General features: G+C 27.0%; 22 protein-coding genes. 15 read left to right on the plus strand and 7 right to left on the minus strand.

Going from position 1 to position 20,244, the window contains the following annotated elements; genetic code table 11:
* From coaBC to mltA, 11 genes are all read left to right on the plus strand, one after another.
* A complete protein-coding gene (gene coaBC, locus ACRYA_RS00830) occupies positions 1-1,212 on the plus strand; it encodes a bifunctional phosphopantothenoylcysteine decarboxylase/phosphopantothenate--cysteine ligase CoaBC (RefSeq protein ID WP_105917120.1) in 1,212 nt (403 codons plus the stop codon).
* A complete protein-coding gene (locus ACRYA_RS00835) occupies positions 1,209-1,895 on the plus strand; it encodes a di-trans,poly-cis-decaprenylcistransferase (protein ID WP_105917122.1) in 687 nt (228 codons plus the stop codon). The genes coaBC and ACRYA_RS00835 overlap by 4 nt, the downstream gene beginning before the upstream one ends.
* Positions 1,885-2,391, plus strand: coding sequence for a prepilin peptidase (locus ACRYA_RS00840; protein ID WP_228199757.1), 507 nt, complete (start codon positions 1,885-1,887; stop codon positions 2,389-2,391). Before ACRYA_RS00835 ends, ACRYA_RS00840 begins: the two co-directional genes overlap by 11 nt.
* Positions 2,388-3,404 (plus strand): LptF/LptG family permease, encoded by a 1,017-nt coding sequence (locus ACRYA_RS00845; RefSeq protein WP_105917123.1) that lies wholly within the window; start codon positions 2,388-2,390, stop codon positions 3,402-3,404. Before ACRYA_RS00840 ends, ACRYA_RS00845 begins: the two co-directional genes overlap by 4 nt.
* Positions 3,405-3,406: 2 nt before the next feature.
* On the plus strand, positions 3,407-4,132 hold the full coding sequence (truA, locus tag ACRYA_RS00850; RefSeq protein ID WP_105917125.1) for a tRNA pseudouridine(38-40) synthase TruA: 726 nt from the start codon (positions 3,407-3,409) through the stop codon (positions 4,130-4,132).
* Positions 4,129-4,779: a transglutaminase-like cysteine peptidase gene (locus ACRYA_RS00855; RefSeq protein ID WP_105917127.1), complete on the plus strand. Its 651-nt coding sequence runs from the start codon at positions 4,129-4,131 to the stop codon at positions 4,777-4,779. Before truA ends, ACRYA_RS00855 begins: the two co-directional genes overlap by 4 nt.
* A 115-nt stretch (positions 4,780-4,894) precedes the next feature.
* On the plus strand, positions 4,895-5,686 hold the full coding sequence (locus ACRYA_RS00860) for a heat-shock protein (RefSeq protein WP_105917128.1): 792 nt from the start codon (positions 4,895-4,897) through the stop codon (positions 5,684-5,686).
* A gap of 9 nt (positions 5,687-5,695) precedes the next feature.
* Positions 5,696-6,271 carry a nucleotide exchange factor GrpE gene (grpE, locus tag ACRYA_RS00865; RefSeq protein ID WP_105917130.1) on the plus strand — a complete coding sequence of 192 codons (576 nt, stop codon included), beginning with the start codon at positions 5,696-5,698 and terminating at the stop codon, positions 6,269-6,271.
* 72 nt (positions 6,272-6,343) lie between these two features.
* A complete protein-coding gene (gene dnaK / locus ACRYA_RS00870) occupies positions 6,344-8,227 on the plus strand; it encodes a molecular chaperone DnaK (RefSeq protein ID WP_105917131.1) in 1,884 nt (627 codons plus the stop codon).
* Positions 8,228-8,238: 11 nt separating this feature from the next.
* Positions 8,239-8,541: a hypothetical protein gene (locus ACRYA_RS00875; RefSeq protein ID WP_105917133.1), complete on the plus strand. Its 303-nt coding sequence runs from the start codon at positions 8,239-8,241 to the stop codon at positions 8,539-8,541.
* Positions 8,538-9,665, plus strand: a complete 1,128-nt coding sequence (mltA, locus tag ACRYA_RS00880; RefSeq protein ID WP_105917135.1) for a murein transglycosylase A — start codon at positions 8,538-8,540, stop codon at positions 9,663-9,665. Before ACRYA_RS00875 ends, mltA begins: the two co-directional genes overlap by 4 nt.
* A gap of 35 nt (positions 9,666-9,700) precedes the next feature.
* On the opposite strand, the gene ACRYA_RS00885 is transcribed toward mltA, so the two are convergent.
* From ACRYA_RS00885 to ACRYA_RS00900, 4 genes are read right to left on the minus strand one after another with little or no spacing between them, the layout of a single operon-like run.
* Positions 9,701-11,275 carry a DUF8569 domain-containing protein gene (locus ACRYA_RS00885; RefSeq protein ID WP_105917137.1) on the minus strand — a complete coding sequence of 525 codons (1,575 nt, stop codon included), beginning with the start codon at positions 11,273-11,275 and terminating at the stop codon, positions 9,701-9,703.
* 13 nt (positions 11,276-11,288) lie between these two features.
* Entirely contained in the window at positions 11,289-11,900 is a 612-nt protein-coding gene (locus ACRYA_RS00890) for a lysophospholipid acyltransferase family protein (protein ID WP_105917139.1), read from the minus strand.
* Entirely contained in the window at positions 11,900-13,204 is a 1,305-nt protein-coding gene (gene miaB, locus ACRYA_RS00895) for a tRNA (N6-isopentenyl adenosine(37)-C2)-methylthiotransferase MiaB (RefSeq protein WP_105917140.1), read from the minus strand. Before miaB ends, ACRYA_RS00890 begins: the two co-directional genes overlap by 1 nt.
* Positions 13,205-13,225: 21 nt before the next feature.
* Complete coding sequence (locus tag ACRYA_RS00900) at positions 13,226-13,468, minus strand: HP0268 family nuclease (RefSeq protein WP_105917142.1); 243 nt, start codon at positions 13,466-13,468, stop codon at positions 13,226-13,228.
* Positions 13,469-13,620: 152 nt separating this feature from the next.
* On the opposite strand from ACRYA_RS00900, the gene nusA reads away from it, so the two are divergent.
* Both nusA and cysS read left to right on the plus strand, forming a co-directional pair.
* On the plus strand, positions 13,621-14,790 hold the full coding sequence (nusA, locus tag ACRYA_RS00905; protein ID WP_105917144.1) for a transcription termination factor NusA: 1,170 nt from the start codon (positions 13,621-13,623) through the stop codon (positions 14,788-14,790).
* A gap of 1 nt (position 14,791) precedes the next feature.
* Positions 14,792-16,195: a cysteine--tRNA ligase gene (cysS, locus tag ACRYA_RS00910; RefSeq protein WP_105917145.1), complete on the plus strand. Its 1,404-nt coding sequence runs from the start codon at positions 14,792-14,794 to the stop codon at positions 16,193-16,195.
* A 26-nt stretch (positions 16,196-16,221) separates the two neighbouring features.
* Here the strand turns inward: cysS and ACRYA_RS00915 are convergent, their stop codons facing one another.
* From ACRYA_RS00915 to tgt, 3 genes are all read right to left on the minus strand, one after another.
* Positions 16,222-16,563, minus strand: a complete 342-nt coding sequence (locus ACRYA_RS00915; RefSeq protein WP_105917147.1) for an arsenate reductase family protein — start codon at positions 16,561-16,563, stop codon at positions 16,222-16,224.
* 5 nt (positions 16,564-16,568) lie between these two features.
* The gene (gene gatC, locus ACRYA_RS00920; protein ID WP_105917175.1) at positions 16,569-16,859 is read right to left on the minus strand and encodes an Asp-tRNA(Asn)/Glu-tRNA(Gln) amidotransferase subunit GatC; all 291 of its coding nucleotides are present in this window, start codon (positions 16,857-16,859) and stop codon (positions 16,569-16,571) included.
* Between the two features lie 158 nt (positions 16,860-17,017).
* Positions 17,018-18,139: a tRNA guanosine(34) transglycosylase Tgt gene (gene tgt, locus ACRYA_RS00925; protein WP_105917149.1), complete on the minus strand. Its 1,122-nt coding sequence runs from the start codon at positions 18,137-18,139 to the stop codon at positions 17,018-17,020.
* Positions 18,140-18,220: 81 nt separating this feature from the next.
* Between tgt and ACRYA_RS00930 the strand changes: the two genes are divergently transcribed.
* Together ACRYA_RS00930 and ACRYA_RS00935 are read left to right on the plus strand one after the other, a co-directional pair.
* Positions 18,221-19,660, plus strand: a complete 1,440-nt coding sequence (locus ACRYA_RS00930) for a COG3400 family protein (protein WP_105917151.1) — start codon at positions 18,221-18,223, stop codon at positions 19,658-19,660.
* Positions 19,657-20,244, plus strand: coding sequence for a hypothetical protein (locus tag ACRYA_RS00935; protein ID WP_105917153.1), 588 nt, complete (start codon positions 19,657-19,659; stop codon positions 20,242-20,244). The genes ACRYA_RS00930 and ACRYA_RS00935 overlap by 4 nt, the downstream gene beginning before the upstream one ends.

Raw genomic sequence — 20,244 nt, forward strand, 5'->3', positions numbered from 1 at the left:
GTGATTTTAAAAGATAAAAAAATTCTTCTAGGAGTTACTGGCTCTATTGCTATATATAAAACTTTGGATTTGATAAGACTTTATATAAAATCTGGAGCAATAGTTAGAGTTATTATGAGTGAAAGTGCAAAAAAGTTTATAAATCCAATAACTTTTGAAGCAATTAGCCAAAATAAAATTTTAGATGAAAATAGTGAAAACTGGGATAAAAATAGTGATTATAATCATATAGATATAGCAAAATGGGCTGATATTTTAGTAATTGCACCAGCTAGTGCAAATACTATAAATAAAATATCTGTAGGAATTGCTGATAATTTATTACTTCAAACAGTTCTTGCTTGTAAAAAGAAAATTATAATAGCTCCTGCTGCAAATACAAATATGATAGAAAATCCTATTACAAAAAATAGTATAGATAGTTTAGAAAATTTAGGTTTTAAAGTTTTAAAAACACAAACAAAAGAGTTAGTTTGTAAAGATGTTGGAAATGGTGCAATGCTTGAACCAATAGATATTTTTCAAATAACTTGTAGAGAGCTTTTAAAAACTTCTTACTGGAAAAATAGAAGAGTTATTTTAAGTGGTGGGGGAACAGTAGAAAAAATTGATGGTGTAAGATATATTTCAAACTTTTCAAGTGGAAAAATGGCATCAAGTATTGCAACTGCGCTTTACTATCTTGGAGCGAATGTAAGTTTAGTTACAACAAGAGGGTATGAAAATATACCCAAAGATATTGATTTACAAATTGTTGATAGCTCACAAACTATGTTTTTAGCTTTGCAAGATAAATTAGCTTTAAAATCTTTAAAAAAAAGTTTTTTATTTATGGTAGCTGCTATTAGTGATTATATTCCAAAAGAGAGTTTCAGCGGAAAATTAAAAAAAGAGAGTTTAGGTGATAATTGGAGCTTGGAACTTGAAAAAAATATAGATATTTTGGCTTCAATAGAGAAAAAAGATATTTTTTCTATTGGTTTTAAAGCTGAAATGGATAAAAAAGAAGCAAAAATAAATGCTCAAAATATGTTAAAAAATAAAAGTTTAGATGCAGTTTGCTTAAATATTTTAGATGAAAATAACAGTTTTGGGAGCCAAAACAATAATATAGAGCTTATTTTAAAAGATAAAAGTTTTAATTTTAGTGGTGATAAATTAGATATTTCATTAAATATCTTAGAATATTTAGAAAAAGAGTTTGAAAAATGATTAACTCTAGTTGCCCATCTCATATAGCAATCATTATGGATGGAAATGGAAGATGGGCAAAAAATAGAGGTCTTAAAAGAACAGCAGGTCATGAAGAGGGTGCTAGGGTTGTTCGAAATATAACAAAATATTGTGCAACACTTGGAGTTAAGTATCTTACTTTATACGCTTTTTCGACTGAAAACTGGACAAGACCAAAACTGGAAGTTGAGTATTTAATGAAGCTTTTGGAAAAATACTTAAAAAATGAGCTTGAAACATTTATGCAAAATAGTATTAGATTTAAAGCTATTGGAGATTTAAGTAAGTTTTCAAAAAATTTACAAAAAACTATAAAAGATATTGAAGAAAAGACATCAAAAAACTCAGGGCTTACACAAGTTTTAGCACTAAATTATGGCTCAAAAGATGAGATAATTAGAGCAATAAAAAAGTTAAATGAGAAAAAACTTGATGTAAATGAAAAAAACTTTGAATCTTGTTTAGATACAGCAGGAATAGGTCCAGTTGATTTACTTATACGAACAAGTGGAGAAGTAAGACTATCTAACTATTTATTGTGGCAAAATGCTTATGCCGAGATGTTTTTTACTCAGACACTTTGGCCTGATTTTAATATTGAAGAGCTAGATGATATAATAGAAGATTTTAATAAAAGACAAAGAAGATTTGGTGGAGTTTAGTATTTTACAAATGTTACTTTTTACACTATTTTTGATAAATTTGGTAGTTTTATCATTTTATGATTTTAAATATAAAGCTGTGCCTGATTATCTTTTATTGTTTGCACTGTTATCATCTTTTTTTATTACAACTCTTGATATTTTTGAAGCATTACAAAGTGCTTTTATAATTGCTGGAGCTTTTGTAATATTAAATTTTTTGGTTACTTTTTATATACAAAATATAAAATCAAGATTTTTAAAAGATGAGAGTTTAAAAACTCAAACAGCACTAGGAGAAGGAGATATTCCTTTAATCGCATCTTTTGGTGTAATTTTAGGAGTTTATAATACATTTATTGCAATATTTCTAAGTGCAATTGTAGCTATGTTTTATGCAGTTTATTTAAAAAATAGAAAAAATGAGATTGAAGTACCTTTTATTCCATTTCTCGTTTTTGGTTTTTTATTAGAGTATTTTTTTAATTTATCAAATATTTTTAAGGATTTTTATTGAGATTAAGTAACTATTTACATTCACAATTAGCTATTAGCTTTTTTCCTATATTTTTAGGACTTTTTTTTATAACTTCTGTTGTTTTTTTGGTTAAAATTGCAAGTCTTACTTCTGTGATTACAATGACATCTTTTGAACTTTTAAAACTTTATATATATTCAATTCCGCAAGTTGTATTTTATACATTACCAATATCTTTTTTTATATCATTAACAATTTGTTTGTCAAAATTATCAAGCGAATACGAAATGGTTGTTATTACATCTTATGGATTAAACCCGCTAAATATAATTAAAATTTTCTTACCTTTAACAGCTATTTTAACTATATTCTTACTCGTTATCTCTTTAGGTCTTATTCCAAAAACAAAATATTTAACAAAAACTTTCTCTGAAATTAAGAAAAAAGAGGCAAATTTTAATATAAAAGAGAGTGAATTTGGACAAAAATTTGGTGATTGGCTAATTTATATAAATGGAAAAGATGAAAAAGTTTATAAAGAAGTTACACTTTTTAAAAGTGAAAAAAATTCAGAAAGTTTTATAATAAGTGATCAAGCCATACTTGAAAATGAAAAAGGTAATTTGAGTTTTAAATTAATAAATGGAAAAGTTTTTGCAATTGATGATAAAGAGCTTAGTCAGATTGATTATAAAGAGATGTATATAAATGATTCAATTTCAAATGCTGATATTGTAAATTTTGATACATCTTATAATTTTTGGAAAAATGCTTTGAAAAATAATAGAGATATTGATGATTTTTCATTTTTCATTTTGTCATCTATCTTTCCGTTAATATCTCTATTTTTAGTTATAGTTTTTGGTTATTTTAATCCAAGATATGAAAAAAATAGAGCTGTTGCATACTCCGTATTGGCTGTTATTATATATTTTATATTAATTAAATATATTGGTGAGAGATTATTTTTGCACTCTTTATATATTATTCCAATTATTTGGGTATTTGCAAGTTATATTTTATATTCTAAAACTACAAAAAAAGAGTATTAAATTTGAATTTAAAGTTTGAAGTCTCTTATGATGGAAGCTCTTTTTTTGGCAGTCAAAAGCAACCAAATAAAAATACAGTTGAAGATGAACTTTTAAAAGCTTTTAAAAATATAAATATTGATACAAAAATAGTTTTAAGTGGAAGAACAGATAGAGATGTCCATGCTACAGGGCAAGTTTTTAACTGTCTTATCCCAGATTATTGGGAAGATTTTTCAAAACTAAAAGAGATTTTAAATAATAAACTCTCAAGAGCAGTTAAAATAAAAAAAATATCAAAAGTAAGTGATGATTTTCACTCAAGATTTAGTGCAAAAAAAAGAGTTTATAGATATATAATAACTTCAAAACCAACAACTCCTTTTAATGATAAATTTGTAACTTATGTAGAAAATATAGATGAAGAACTTTTAAAAAGTGTTATAAAAGAGTTTATTGGGGTTTATGATTTTAAATATTTTCATAAAACAGGTAGTAAAAAAGAGAATACAAAAAGAGAAATTTTTGATACAAAATTTTATAAGTATAAAGATATTTATGTTTTAAAATTTTGTGCAAACTCTTATTTAAGAAGTCAAATAAGACTTATGGTAGGATTTTTAATTGCAATTAATGATAAAAAGCTAACAATAAAAGATTTGAAAAAACAACTAAACTGTGAAGAAAATATATTTAAAACACCAATTAGTCCAAATGGCTTATATCTATCAAGGATTTTTTATAAATGAGAAAATTATTTTTTTTAATCTTTTTAAACTCTTTATTTTTGATAAATAGCTTTGCATATGAATTTACATTAAATTCAAAAGATAAAAATACAATTAATAACTCAAGACAAAAAACAGCTATTTTGAAAAGATTAGAAAAATATAGTGAGTTTAAAAAAGAGACAAAAAATCTTGATATTGAGAAAAAACTAGGGAAAGTAAACTTTTTTATAAACAAGACTTTACCTGAATTTGATAGTCAAAGTGTTGGAATAGATGATTATTGGATGACACCAAAAGAGTTTTTTATTAAAGGTTTTGGAGATTGTGAAGATTATGCAATAGCAAAATATTTTACACTTTTGGAACTAGGAGTAAAAAAAGAGAGTTTGTATTTAGCAATTGTAAATGTAAAAGCTAGTGCTGGAACTCATATGGTTTTATTATATGTTGAAAATAAAAACTCCTCTCCAATAGTTTTAGACAATCTTAGCTTTAGAGTTCTTCCTTTTTCAAAAAGAGATGATTTAACTCCTGTTGTAGCTTTTAATGAGTTAAATTCATATCAATTTACAAAAGATAAATTTACACAAATTGTAACTATTGATTGGCAAAATAACAACAAATGGGATAGAATTCTAAATAGAGTTTATAAGCTTAATGAGTAAAAATGTATCTATTTATATTTTTTAGAATAAATACTTGACAAACATTGGCTCAATAAGATATAATTCTTTAGCAGTTTATATGATAGAGTGCTAAAGTTTAGAAAAAGCAGGATTTATGATAGATAAAAAAGAGTTTTTATTACAATCTATTATTAAAGCATATATTGAGCATTTAGAACCAATAGGTTCAAAAGAGCTTAAATCTATGTATGAATTAGATTATTCTCCTGCAACAATTCGTGGATATTTTAAAAAACTAGGCGATGAAGGTTTTTTAGCTCAAGAGCATATAAGTAGTGGAAGAACACCTACAAATGAAGCTTTAAAGCAGTATTGGATAGGAAAGTTAAATTTCCCTATTTCTGGTGTGAATATAAAAGCTATGGAGTTTTTGGCTAATAAAATTGGATTAACAGTTATTTTAAAAAAAGAGAAAAGTGATATTTTACAAAATATTATAAATGTCGAAAATAAGTATATAATTTTGGAGTTTACAACTTTTGTTGTAAATATAAAATATAGTCAAGCTTTATATAAGTTTTTGAGTGATTTTTTGCAAAGTTCTTTGAAAGATATTATAAAAATATCAAAAGATGTTGGTGCTTATGAGCTTTATAGTTCTATAAACCAAACTTTACAAAACAGTGATTTTGATATTTTTAACTACAAAGAGTTTTTATCTTTGGCATTAAATTTTGATTTTGATGAGTTTACAATTAATAGATTTTTAAAAGGCTCGATTTTAGATGAGTTAAAAGAAGGTCTATATTTTGATGGTTTTTTACCACAAAATTACATAGGAATTTGTAAATTCTGCAAAATCAATAACGAAGATTATAAAATATTTGTTGTTGGTGAGTTATCAAAAGATTATGAATATTTTTTTGAACAAATTATAAATTTTTAAGGAGATAAAATGAGCGAATTAAAACAAGATGAAGTTTTAAACGAAGAGATAGAAAAAACAGAAAATTGTTGTGAAAGTTCTAAAGAGTGTTGTGAAGCAAACGAGGAGCAAAAAGATGAGAGTTTGGAAGATATTATTTCTAAACTTGAAGAGGATTTAAAACAAAGTGAAGAGAAATTTTTAAGAGTTCATGCTGATTTTGAAAATATTAAAAAAAGATTAGAGCGAGAAAAATATCAAGCAATAGATTATGCAAGTGAGAAGTTCGCAAAAGATTTATTAACTCCTCTTGATACTTTGGAAATGGCTTTAAACTCTGCAAATGCAGATTTAAGTGCTGAAGAGTTACTTCCAAAACTAAAAGAGGGAATTGAGTTAACAATTAAAAGTTTCATTACAACATTTGAAAAACACAATATCACAAAAGTTGATACAACTGGTGAGTTTGATCCAAATATGCATAATGCTGTAATGCAAGTAGATAGCCAAAATCATGAAAGTGGTCAAATTGTAAGTGAGTTACAAAAAGGTTATATGTTAAAAGATAGATTGCTAAGACCTTCGATGGTTAGCATAGCAAATTAGAAAATTGACCGAAATGTCAATAAACTATGAATAGAATTTAGAATTTAAAAAACTTAATAAAAGGAAGAAAAAATGAGTAAAGTTATTGGTATAGATTTAGGAACAACAAACTCTTGTGTTGCAGTTTACGAAAATGGTGAAGCAAAAATTATTCCAAATAAAGAGGGAAAAAATACAACTCCTTCTATTGTTGCTTTTACAGATAAAGGTGAAGTCCTTGTAGGTGATCCTGCAAAAAGACAAGCTATTACAAATCCAGAAAAAACTATATATTCTATAAAAAGAATTATGGGTTTAATGATGAATGAACCAAATGCAAAAGAGGCTCAAAGTAAAGTTGGATATAAAATAGTTGATAGAAATGGGGCAGCTGCTGTTGAAATTGGTGGGAAAGTTTATACTCCTCAAGAAATTTCAGCAAAAATTTTAGGAAAACTAAAAGCAGATGCTGAAGAGTATTTAGGAAGTAGTGTTACAGATGCTGTTATTACAGTTCCTGCATACTTCAATGATGCACAAAGAAAAGCAACTCAAGAAGCTGGAACAATTGCAGGTCTTAACGTATTAAGAATTATAAATGAGCCAACAGCTGCTTCACTTGCATATGGACTTGATAAAAAAGGTGAAGAGAAAGTTCTAGTTTACGATTTAGGTGGAGGAACATTTGACGTTACAGTTCTTGAAATTGGAGATGGAACTTTTGAAGTTTTAAGTACAGATGGAAATGCTTTCTTAGGTGGAGATGATTTTGATAATAAAATTATTGATTGGTTAGCAGATGAATTTAAAGCTGAAAATGGTTTTGATGTTAAAAATGACAAAATGGCACTTCAAAGATTAAAAGATGCTGCTGAAAATGCTAAAAAAGAGTTATCATCAGCTGAATCAACAGAGATTAATCTACCATTTATTTCAATGGGAAATGCAGGACCAATTCACTTAGTAAAATCTTTAACAAGAGCTAAATTTGAATCTATGACTGAGAAGTTAATAGATGAAACTTTAGAACACATAAAAGTGGCTTTAAAAGATGCAAACTTAAGCAAAGGTGATATTGATGAGATTATTATGGTTGGTGGAAGTACAAGATTACCAAAAGCAAACCAAGTTGTAAGAGATTTCTTTGGAAAAGATTTAAATAAAGGTGTAAATCCTGATGAGGTTGTAGCTGCTGGAGCTGCTGTTCAAGCTGGAGTTTTAAGAGGAGATGTTAAGGATGTTTTATTACTTGATGTTACACCACTATCACTTGGAATTGAAACTCTTGGTGGAGTTATGACAAAACTTATTGAAAAAGGTACAACAATCCCCGTTAAGAAATCTCAAGTATTTAGTACAGCAGATGATAATCAACCAGCTGTTTCTATTCATGTTTCTCAAGGTGAGAGAGAGTTTGCAAGAGATAACAAATCTTTAGGTATGTTTGAACTTTCAGATATTCCAGCAGCTCCAAGAGGTGTTCCTCAAATTGAAGTAACATTTGATATAGATGCAAATGGTGTTTTAAATGTATCTGCAAAAGATAAAGGAACTGGAAAAGAGAATAAAATTACTATTTCTGGAAGTTCTGGATTAAGTGATGATGAGATTGCAAAAATGGTTGCTGAGGCTGAAGCAAATAAAGATGTAGATGCTAAGAAAAAAGCATTAATTGAGACAAGAAACCAAGCAGATGCAATGCTTCACTCTACAAGAAAAACTTTAGAAGAGAATGAAAGTTCTATTTCTGAAGAAGATAAAAAAGCGATTGTTGATGCAGCAGCAGAGCTTGAAGAGGTTCTAAAAGATGATAATTCTACAAAAGAGCAAATTGAAGAGAAATTAAAAGTTTTAACTGAAAAATCTCACAAATTAGCAGAAGCTATGTATAAAAAAGATGGTGAGGCTGCTTCTGGAGCAGATGCAAATCAAAAAGCAAAAAAAGATGACGATGTTATCGATGCTGAGGTAGAGTAAAACTCTACCTTATGCAAACACTTATTTATATTTTTATTCTTTTTATAGTAGTATTACTCCTAATATATATCTTTTTTAAATCAAAACAAAATCATCTTTTTTCACTATTAAGTGGTACTTGTCCTAGTTGTTTAGAGACAAGAAAACTGTTTTTTGATAAAAATAGTGATAAAAATTTTACACAAGAGATAATTAAAACAACTGTTTTAAAATATCATGGTTGCTCAGGTATAAAAGATGTAGAGTTTTTATGTACAAGTTGTGGTTTAAAAGAGATACATTCAATAAATTCTCAAGTGGAGTGTAATATATGAAAAATTTAATATTTCTAAGTTTGCTTATTTTTTTAATAACAGCTTGTTCAAAAAAAGATGAAAATATAAAAACAGATAACAAACATCATCAAAACAGTCTTGAATCAAAATATGAAAAAGAGATTTTAAATGGAATGCAAATAGTTCCTTTTTCTCAAATAAAAGGTTTTTTTGATGATGATTTAAATCATGCTTTAGAAGTTTTCAAAAAAGATTGTCAAAAATCTCAAAGGTATGAAGAGTTAAAAAATGTTTGCCAAAAAGCACAGCATACAAATGATGGAGCAATGTTTTTTGTATCAAACTTTCAAGCATATAAACTTTATGATAATAACTTAAAAGATGAGGGGACGATAACAGGTTATTATGAGCCACTTTTATATGGAAGTTTGATAAAGACTCAAAGATACAAATATCCAGTTTATAAAATCCCAAAAGATTTAGTTCTTTCAACTACAACTAGCTTACAAGGTTATAAAAATATTGGAAAAAAAGTTGGTAAAAAAATTGTTCCTTATGATACAAGAGCTTCTATAGAAAATAATCAAAATAACAAAAATCTTGAACCAATAGCTTATGTAGATGATAAAATAGATCTGTTTTTTTTACAAGTTCAAGGAAGTGGAAAAATACAACTTGATTCTGGAGAGATTTTAAATATTGGATATGCTGGACAAAATGGACGAGAATATAAAAGTATTGGTAGATATTTTATTGATAATGAGATAATTTCAAAAGAGGAGATAAGTGTTCAAGCTATAAAAGAAGAGTTATTAAAAAATCCTTCAAAAATAGATGAGATTTTAAATATAAACGAGAGTTATGTTTTTTTTAAAGTTTCAAATCAAGGTGCTACGGGAGCTTTAAATACTATTTTAACTCCAAAAAGAAATATAGCAGTTGATAGAACATATATTCCTTTAGGAATGCCTGTTTTTTTAAATACACAAAATCCTATTTCTAAAGAACCTATAAATAAACTCACAATTGCAGCAGATGTTGGTGGTGCTATTAAAGGCGAAATACGCGCTGACTTTTTTTGGGGATTTGGTCCTGAGGCTTTAAACTATGCTGGAAGAATGAAGGAAAAAGGTAAGTTGTATGTTCTAAAGCCAAAATACTAAAAGAACAACAACTTAGTTTAAAATAAATAAATTTCTTAATTTTTTAGTTGATTAAACTCTATAATAAAATCAACTTCTATTCCTAAATTTGTATTTTTCATTAAAATAGGTTTTGAAATAGTTATAGAGTATAGCTCACTATTTATATTTGTAAATATATTGAATAAATCTTTTGGTTCTTTTATAATAGTATTTACACTATAAGTAAAAATTTCAACCTTATTTGCATTGTATGTTTCGATATATTTTATGATAGAGTGTTCTGGTAAAAGTATTTTCAACTGCTCGTTTATACTATCTTTGTCAAAAAGTTCATCTTGTAGATAATCTTTTGTAAATATTCCATATACAACATCTTTAAGCTCTAATTCATCTTTTGCTACAACTATTGCTTCAAAATTATTATCTTGTTTCTCATCTAGTTTTTTTGTCTCAACAATTTGATATATATTGTTTAGAGACTGTTTTAGTAAATCTAGATTTTCATTATCTTTTGATGTAACTTTTAATTCTAATACTTTATTTTTTAAAACCAACTCGTTTATCATTATATTTTGTGGAGTAGTACTAAAAATAGCTTTAATTCTATGCTCAATTTTACTATTGTTTAAAATATGATCAGGAAGTTTTTCAAGATTTATAGTTTTATTTGCTTCTATTAGATTTAAGTTTATTGCAATTTTTCTAAAATCTATCATATTGTAAATTTTGTATCCACCATAAAATATCATAGCAAATAGAATAAATACAAAAATATATCTAGAATCCTTTTTTTTCTTCTTTTTTCTTGGAACTACAAAACTTTTTAAAACATTTTGATTTCGTGATAAGCTAAAAAGTTCATCATGAATATCAACGCTATAATCATCTATTTTTAACATCAATTCAAGACTTAGATTTGTTAATTGCTCTTTTGTAAGATTTCTTAGGGCAAATAAAAAAGATATTTTTTGTATAAAAATCTCTTTTTGAGACTCATGAAATTTTTTTAATATTTTTTGTAAAAGTTCACTTAATTCAAGGTAATAAAGCTCATCAAAAAGTTTTTGACCCTCCAAATTATCTTCATAAAAATGTGTTCTTTTTACAGCATCAAAAGTTAGTAAATCTACAACTTCATTGTAAACTATTTTACTATTTTTATCTACTATTAAAATATAAGCTCGGTCGTTGTATATAAAGAATAAAAGTTCATTTTTTGAGCTTTGTTTTTGAATATGAGCATTCATTATATGAAAAGCTGAATATATATAATCAATTCCAGTTTTTCCAAAATAGTTTTGTGTTTCAAATAGTGTTGTTTTTAGTACAACAATATCGTAAGCATCATTGAAATTTATAATTTCACAATCTTTTACTTTTGGCGATATTGATTTTGGGATTAATTTTGTAGTATCACTTAAAAGTAGAGTTGATATATAGCTTAAATCATTTTCATTTTGTAGATTATTTAATTTTTGGACAATATTATCGGGTAGAATATCTCCATCTAGTAGAAATGTTGAGTTGTCTTCACTTATTTCTTTGTTATTTATATATTTTTTATACTCAACTTTTAGGTTGTTGTTTTGTTTTACAACATTTATAAACATAGTCTCTTTTTTAAACATTTTTTTTCCTAATTTATATTAAAGAGTATTGCAACATCTTTGTTTTTATTAAAGATTTTGCATCTTCTAGTTCCATATCTTTTACACTAAAAGGTTCGCTTATGTAAAAATCTATTTTACCAAAAGGTTTTGGTAATACAAATTTATCCCATGATTTAAACTGCCAATATTTAGAAGGTATGGCATTAAAACATCTAATATTTTTTCCACTTTTTTGTGAAATTATTACAACTCCATCTGCAATGCTATATCTAGGACCTCTTGGACCATCAGGAGTAATTGCAACATCATTTCCAGCTTTTAACTCTTTTAATGCTCTTATTAAAACTTTTGAAGCACCATGTGAGCTAGAACCACGAATTGAGCCACAATTAAAAAGTTCTGCTGTTTTTGCAATAATTTCTCCATCTCTATTTTCACTTATCATGGCTTTTACAACCCAACCTTTTCTAAAGTGATGATAGTTAAATATTTGTGAAAGTAAATCACCATGCCACATACATAAAAGAAAAGTTTCTTTGTCATCTTTTGGATGGTGATAAACTTTCTTATTTGTTGCATAGATAAATTTTGCTATTAAATATAACAAATATGGAGCATACTTTTTTTTGATTGACTTCCACATTACTCTACAATTTCGCCTTTTAATGAAGTTCTTGTTGCACTTGTAATTTTTACATTTACAAATTTTCCTAGTAATTCATCGCTTCCTTTTGTAAATACCAAAAAGTAATTATCTGTATATCCACTTACTTCACCATTTGGTTTTAAGCTCTCAACTAAAACATTTACAGTTTTTCCAATCATATCAGGCATTGATTTTTCTAAATGTCTTTTATGAAGTTCAATTAGTTCATCAAGTCTTGCACTTCCAATGCTATCATCTAGTTCTTGTTCTTTTAGTTCAAGTGCTTTTGTATTTGGTCTAGGAGAGTATTTAAAGTTAAAAATTTGATCAAACTTTACTTGATTTACAACATCTAAAGTATCTAAAAAGTCTTCATTTGTTTCCCCTGGAAATGCTACGATAATATCTGTTGTAATTCTTAAATCAGGAATTAACTCTCGCATTTTAAAAGCACGATTTAAAAACCACTCTTTTGTATATCCTCTTTTCATTGCTTTTAAAATCTTTGTAGAACCACTTTGCAATGGCATATGAATACATTTCGAGATTTTTGGATTTCTTGCAAACTCCTCTATAAAATCATCATCCATATGAAGTGGATGAGGAGATGTGAATCTAATACGTTGCAAACCATCTATTTTTGATATATCTTGAAGAAGTTGTGTGAAGCTATATTTATCTGCATTATTACTAAATCTTTTTCCATAAGAGTTTACATTTTGTCCCAAAAGTGCAACTTCAACGACACCATTATCAACAGCTTTTTGTATTTGTGAAACTATCATAAGAGGTGGAATAGATATCTCATCACCTCTTGTGCTAGGAACTATACAATATGTACACTCTTTATCGCAACCAACAGATATATTTACACTTGTTCTAAAGTTGTTGTTATTTGCTATAGCAAACTCATATTGAGAGTCATCATTTTCAATACTTATTTCAACAGAGCCCTTTATATCAACAACATCTTTGATTTTTGAAATATTTCTAGCACCTAAAACAAAATCAACATAAGGAGCTCTTTTTATAATATCTTCACCTAAATGAGAAGCAGTACATCCACAAACTCCGATTTTTGCACCATCTTTTTTTTTCTTATTAAATTGTCCAATTTCAGAAAATAGTTTTTGAACTGGTTTTTCTCTAACAGAACAAGTGTTTATAATAATTAAATCAGCATCTTCAATATTTTGTGTAGCACTATAGCCTTTGTGTTTCTCAAGTTCTGCTTGAATATGCTTACTATCAGTGTCATTCATTTGACAACCCAAAGTTTGTATAAATAGTTTTTTACTCATATTTTTTATCACTATAAAATATTAAAGTGCATGAACCTCATACATATACTCATCATCAGCTAATCCAAATTTAATCTCTCTAAAATAGATATTAAATCCCTCTTTTTCTAAAGCTTCAACTAAAGCCATCATATCTTTGTGAGAGTTGTCTCTATCAAAGTAAAATATTTTTTGAGCCTCTTTTTTTAACTCATCTTTGATTTTTTCCAACTGTACTTTTTTTGGCTTTTCATTTAATTCATTTCTAGCAATTAATAATTCCATTTCATTAAACCTTTTTTTTCAAATAATCGTATATTTTAGTGAAAAATTGCTTTAATTTGTATAAAAGGTATTTTTGATATACTATTGCCCTAAAACTTGCATTGAAAATCAAACTTACCATTTCAATGTTAAAAAAACTATAGGATACAATTATGGATAAAATAATAGATATTTTAGACTCAATAGCTTACGAAAAGGGTCTTAAAATCACTGATGTAGAAAACGCTTTAAAAGAGGCTTTGATTAAAACTGCTCAAAAAATGGTTGATTATACTTTGATTTTTGATGCAAAAGTAGATAGAGCAAGTAAAAAATTAACACTTTTCCAAAAAATAGAAGTTGTAGCAAATGATGATAAAAGATTATTTGAAGATTTAGAAAATGAAGATGGAACTCCTATAAACAAAGAGAATTTTATAGCAATAGATGAAGCAAAAGCTATTAATAGTGACTTGGAACTAGGAGACTCTTTGAGTTATGAGTTAGAGTTTGAAAATATGGGAAGAAATGCAGCAACAATTCTTTCAAGTAATTTTGAATACAAACTTCAAAGATTTGTAGAAGAAAATATCATGACAAAATACAAAGAAAAAGTTGGAAAAACTGTATCTGCCGTTGTTACAAGAGTAGATAAAAATGATAGTACTTTTATTGAAATAGGTGAAATAAAAGGTATTCTTCAAAGAAAAAATAGAATAAAAGGCGAGTATTTTAAAGTAGGAGATACTCTTCAAGCTGTTGTTAAATCTGTAAATATTGATAAAAATATGGGCTTGATGGTAGAGTTATCAAGAACAAGTCCAAAGTTTTTGGAAAATTTACTTACATTAGAGGTTCCAGAACTTAAAGATGAAAAAATTATTATTGAAGCAAGTGCTAGAATTCCAGGTAGTAGATCAAAAATAGCACTTATATCTACAAGTCCACAAATAGATGCAATTGGAGCAATTGTTGGTGTAAAAGGTGTTAGAATAAACGCAGTTTCAAAAGAGTTAAATGGAGAAAATATTGATTGTATAGAGTACTCTAGTGTTCCAGAGATGTTTATTGCTCGTTCTTTAAGTCCAGCTTTAGTAAATAGTGTAAAAATAGAAGAACATCCAAAAAATGGTGAAAAAGGTAAGGCAATTGTAACAATAAACAGTGAGCAAAAAAGTAAAGCAATAGGAAAAGCTGGATTAAATATAAGATTAGCTTCTATGCTTACAAAATATGATATAGAGATTGTTGAGATTGAAACAGGGGTATTAGCTTCACATTCTGAAACTAAAAAAGATGAAAAAATAACAGATGCATCAAGCCTAGAGGCACTATTTAAATAGTATGAAAAATATATATTTTTATGATACATCAAAAAAATCAAAAGTAGAGTTTGTATCTTTAAAAGAGAATTTAGTAAAAATATATGTTTGTGGACCAACTGTTTATGATAATTCTCATTTGGGACATGCAAGAAGTGCTATTGCTTTTGATTTACTTCATAGAGTTTTAAAATCAAATGGTTATGAAGTGGTTTTTGCAAAAAACTTTACTGATATTGATGATAAGATTATTAAAAAAATGAAAGAAGAGGGTAAATCTTTAGATGAAATTACAAGTTTTTATATAAAAACTTATAAAAATGATATGGAAACTCTAAATATTTTACCAAACAGTTTTGAGCCAAAAGCGACTGAAAATCTTGATGCAATGAAAGCTATGATAGAAAATTTACTTTCAAAAGATATTGCATATAAAACAGAAGATAGTGTATATTTTGATGTTTCTAAAGATAACTCTTATGGTTCATTATCACACCAAGCAAGTGATGAAAACTCAATTGCAAGAGTTGAAACAAACAATCAAAAAAGAAATAGCTCTGATTTTGCTTTATGGAAATTTGAAAAATCTAGTGATGTATCTTTTGCTTCAAATTTTGGCTCAGGTCGTCCTGGATGGCATATTGAGTGTAGTGCTATGATTGAAAAACATTTAGCATATAAAGATGAGCCTTTTCAAATAGATATTCATTGTGGTGGAGCTGATTTACTTTTTCCTCATCATGAAAATGAAGCTAGTCAAACAAGATGTGCGAGTGGTCAAAATCTTGCAAAATATTGGATGCACAACGGTTTTGTAAATATAAATGGTGAAAAGATGAGTAAATCTTTGGGAAATTCATTTTTCTTAAAAGATGTTTTAAAATCTTATAGTGGAGAGGTTGTTCGATTTTATCTTCTGAGCTCTTCGTATAGAGTAAATATAAACTTCAATGAAGAGGATTTACTTGTCTCAAAAAAAAGACTAGATAAACTTTATAGAGTAAAAAAAAGAGTTTATGAGGTAGCTACTTCAAAAGTGAATGAAAAGTTTGAAAAGAGTATTTTGGAAGCATTAAATGATGATTTGAATACATCATTAGCTCTTGCTACTATTGATGAATTTATAAACAATTCAAATGATAGTTTGGATAAAAATCCAAAAGATAAGCTTCTAAAACAAGAGATAGTTGCAAATATTGAGTTTATTGAAAAAATTCTAGGTTTTGGTGGAAGTGATGCTTTCTCTTATTTCCAATTTGGAGTTAGTTTAGAGTTAAAGAAACAAATAGAAGAGCTAATTTTAAAAAGAACAGAGGCTAAAAAAGATAAAGATTTTGTAAAAGCGGATAGCATAAGAGATGATTTGTCTGCTATGAATATATCAATTATGGATACAGCTTTGGGAGTTGTTTGGGAGTATAGATAATTTTTTTAAAATTTGTATAAGAAGATTTATAAAAAAATCTTCTTATACTCTTCCTCATCCCAAGCAACTAGAAGTTTATCACCATACTCTATAACTGGTCTTTTAAAAAGCATAGGTTCATTTGCAAGATACTCTTTTTTTCCTTGTTCATCAAGATTTAACTCTTTTAAATTCATAGTTTTGTATTTAGTACCTTTTGAGTTAAAAAGTATGTTTATATCAACTTTTTGTGACCATTTTTTAACAGTTTCTAAATCTATTTTTGTAGTTTTAAAATCTACAAAATCAACTTCTATATTGTGGTCTTTGAAAAATTTCAAAGCATTTCGTACACTTCCACAAGTTTTTATTCCATAAACTTTTATCATGTTTTTTACTCTATAATTTTTGGAACTACAAAGTAGTTATCTTCACTTTTTGGTGCATTTTTTAAAATTGCATCAGATATCTCTTTGCTTGAAACTGCAATATCTTCTCTAAAAGGAGTTCCACCTTTTACTGTACTTGCGATTGCTTCAACATTTGAAACATCAATTTCATTTAAGTTGTTTACAAACTCAAGCATTTGAGAAATATCACTTTTTATTTTCTCTTTTTTATCATCTTCTATTTTTAAACTTGAAAGTTTTTCTAATTTTGCTATTAAATTATCATCTACAGTTATCATAAATTTTTCCTTTAAAAGGTTACCATTTTAAAGGTAACCAAAATATTTAAATACTACTTTTTAGCGTTAAATAAATTTAACTAAAAGTAGCAAAATCCTAAAGTGAGCAATGAGTTGCTCTTAAATTTTTTTGCCTATTCTATCAAAAAAAAGATTTATTTGCCTCTTTTAGCATAAAAATCTTTTTTAAATTCAAGCCAATTATTTTCTAAAATAGCCTCTCTAGCTTGTTTCATTAAATCTAAATAATAATAGATATTGTGTATAGAAGCTAGTCTAAAATATGTTATTTCTCCAGCTCTTAAAAGATGATTTAAGTAAGCTCGTGTGAAATTTTTACAAGTGTAACAAGAGCAAGTTTCATCTATTGGTTTACTATCTTCTTTAAACTCTGCTTTTTTTATATTCATTCTTCCAAAACTTGTAAAAAGTGTACCATTTCTTGCATTTCTTGTAGGCATTACACAATCAAACATATCAACACCACGCTCAATATTTTCTATCAAATCTTCAGGAGTTCCAACTCCCATTAGATATCTAGGTTTTTCTTTTGGCATAAATTGTGTAGTCCACTCAACAGTTTCATACATAATAGCATTTGGTTCACCAACACTAAGTCCACCAATAGCAAAACCATCATAATCACTCATTGCACAAAGAGAAGTTGCACTTTGTTTTCTAAACTCTTTATCCGTTCCACCTTGAATAATTGCAAAAATATTTTGCTTTGTTCCAATTCCACGAGCTTTTTGCTCCATATGATAATCAATTGCTTCTTTAGCCCATTTTGTAGTTCTTTCAATTGATAGTTTTATTCTTTCATTTGTATTTGGAAGAGCTACTAAATCGTCTAAAATCATCATAATATCGCTATTTAGCTCATATTGTGTATCTAAAACACTTTTTGGTGTAAAGTAGTGCCGGCTTCCATCAATATGAGATTTAAACATTATTCCATTTTCATCTGGTTTACTATTATCACTTAGTGAAAATGCTTGAAATCCACCTGAATCAGTAAGGAATGAGTTTGGAAATTTTGAAAAACCGTGAAGCCCACCGAACTTTTTGATTAATTTACTACCAGGTCTTAAATACAAGTGATAAGTATTTCCTAAAATAATTTTAGTACCCATTTCTAGTAAATCTGTAGCATCTAAAGCTTTTACAGTTCCTTGAGTACCAACAGGCATAAAAACAGGAGTTAAAATAGTACTATGAGCTGTTTTAATTGTACATGCTCTAGCACCATTTGAAGTTGCGTCAATTTGAAATTCCATAAATATTATAAACCTTTTTTTAATTAAGGCTATATTCTATCTAAAATCTACTATTAAACTTTTTAAGATATAATTTCGCCCATGAAAAAGATATTAATTATACTTGATGGAATAGTTGCAAAGAAGCTTTTGCAAAGAATTGTAGAGTCAAATACAGGTGATAACAACTATGATGTTGTATATATGAATGATGTGATTTTACCTATTCAAAAGCCCTCAAACTTTACATTCTATAAATTTGATCCTACTTCCAATTCAAAATTATCAATGGTTCTTGACAAAAATATTCATAGTGAAGTTTTAATGGCACTTAGCTCAAAAGATGAGATGATGAGTGTTATTAAAAATATTAGAGAATACAAAAAAAATCTGCAAATTACTATTTTAGATTATTGGGGAATTAATATAAAAGATCCAATGGTTAGCATTTACAAAGGAATTGATGTTTTAGCAAATGGAATGGTTGAACGATTACCAAATGTACCAGTTTTAGCACAAAATATTGGTCTAAAACAAGGTGAGATAATGGAGATAAAAATTCCATTTGGAAGTTCTTATGCTTATCGTTCTATTGACTCTATTGAGCAAAAAGATTGGAGAATTTTTGGGCTTTATAGAAATCAAAAATTAATGAATCTAAAGTCATCTTTGGTTTTAAAACCAAATGATTTGATTTTAGTTATTGGAAAACCAACTGTTTTGATGAATATTTACAATGTAATAGGAAAAACTCAAGGTCAATTTCCTATGCCATTTGGAAGTAAAATCTATTTATATTTGGATCTATATTTAGAAAATGAAAAGAGTGTAAAAAAAGCTCTTGATGAAGCAAAATATCTAAATGAAAAATTAAAAAATTCTTTGCTTATTGTAAAAGTTACAAGACCTTCAACTGTTTCAATTATGGAGCTTATAAAAACTGAATTAAAATATTTTCCTACAATAATTTTACAAATAGATTATGCAAATTTAGGATTTAAAGAGATAATTAAAGAAGATAGTAGAAAATATAATATTGGTTTACTTGTTTTGACAAAATTTATGTTTAAAGATTTATATAAATTAAATTTTCTTTTGGAGCTAAAGATTCCAATTTTTAAAATAGGAGAAGAGAGTTTAAAAGCTTCAAAAAATGTTGGAATTGTTCTAAATGATAGTGCAAGTTATGAGCAAATTTCACCAATAGTTTTTGATGTTGCAACTCAATTAAAATTAAAAACAAAAATATTTGATTATGATCCAATAGGACAAAAAGATAACCAGTTGAGTCTGCTAGACCACTATGAAAATTTGGCAAAAATTTTTAATGAAAAACTAGAGATTATAAAAGGTGTTGAAAATCCAATACGAGAGTTAAAAAAACAAAAAGAGATGTTACAAATATTACCTTTAAAACAAAAAATGTTTAAAAAAAGGTCATTTATCAAATTTTTCTATACAAATAGTGATTTAGTTGCTTTTGATATGAATAAATTTAATCAAATCTTAATCCCAATTTCTGAAGAACAGGTACAAAAATGAACAAAGATGATTTAAACGAAGCTAGAACAAACCCAGATTTTTTAATATATTTAGAAGCAGCAATGCAAAATTCAATAAAAAATCAAAACATAGAGATGATGTATGAAATTTTAGACACTATGCTAGTTTTAGATTTGGAAGAAGAAAAAACAAACAAAATTTATGATGAGATTTTAAAGGTTGCAAGTAAAAATCTTGAAGAAAAATTAGAAAAAAATGAGTTATTGAAGCTAGAAAATAGTGATTTTCTAACTATTAGAGCTTTTTATGAACTTGCTATTGAAAAATGGTCAAATAGTGATTTTGAATTAGCAAAAGCACTATTTTTTACTCTTGCAAATGGTATTAATGATGAGTTTTTGAAAAAAAATATGGAAGTTTTACTTGTGAATTTATCAAAAGAGCTTGATTTTGAAGATTTTTATGAAGAGTTTGTTGATAAAGATGAACTAGAATCTAAAGAAGAGTATGGGTATTTTATTACAAGTTTTAACTTTGATGTTGATGATTTTTTAAAAAATCATCAAGAGTTTTTACAAAAAGAGTATGAAAACTTAAAACATTTAATCGAAAAAAGGAAATAA

This window comes from Aliarcobacter cryaerophilus ATCC 43158 (assembly GCF_003660105.1).
Classification (GTDB): domain Bacteria; phylum Campylobacterota; class Campylobacteria; order Campylobacterales; family Arcobacteraceae; genus Aliarcobacter; species Aliarcobacter cryaerophilus.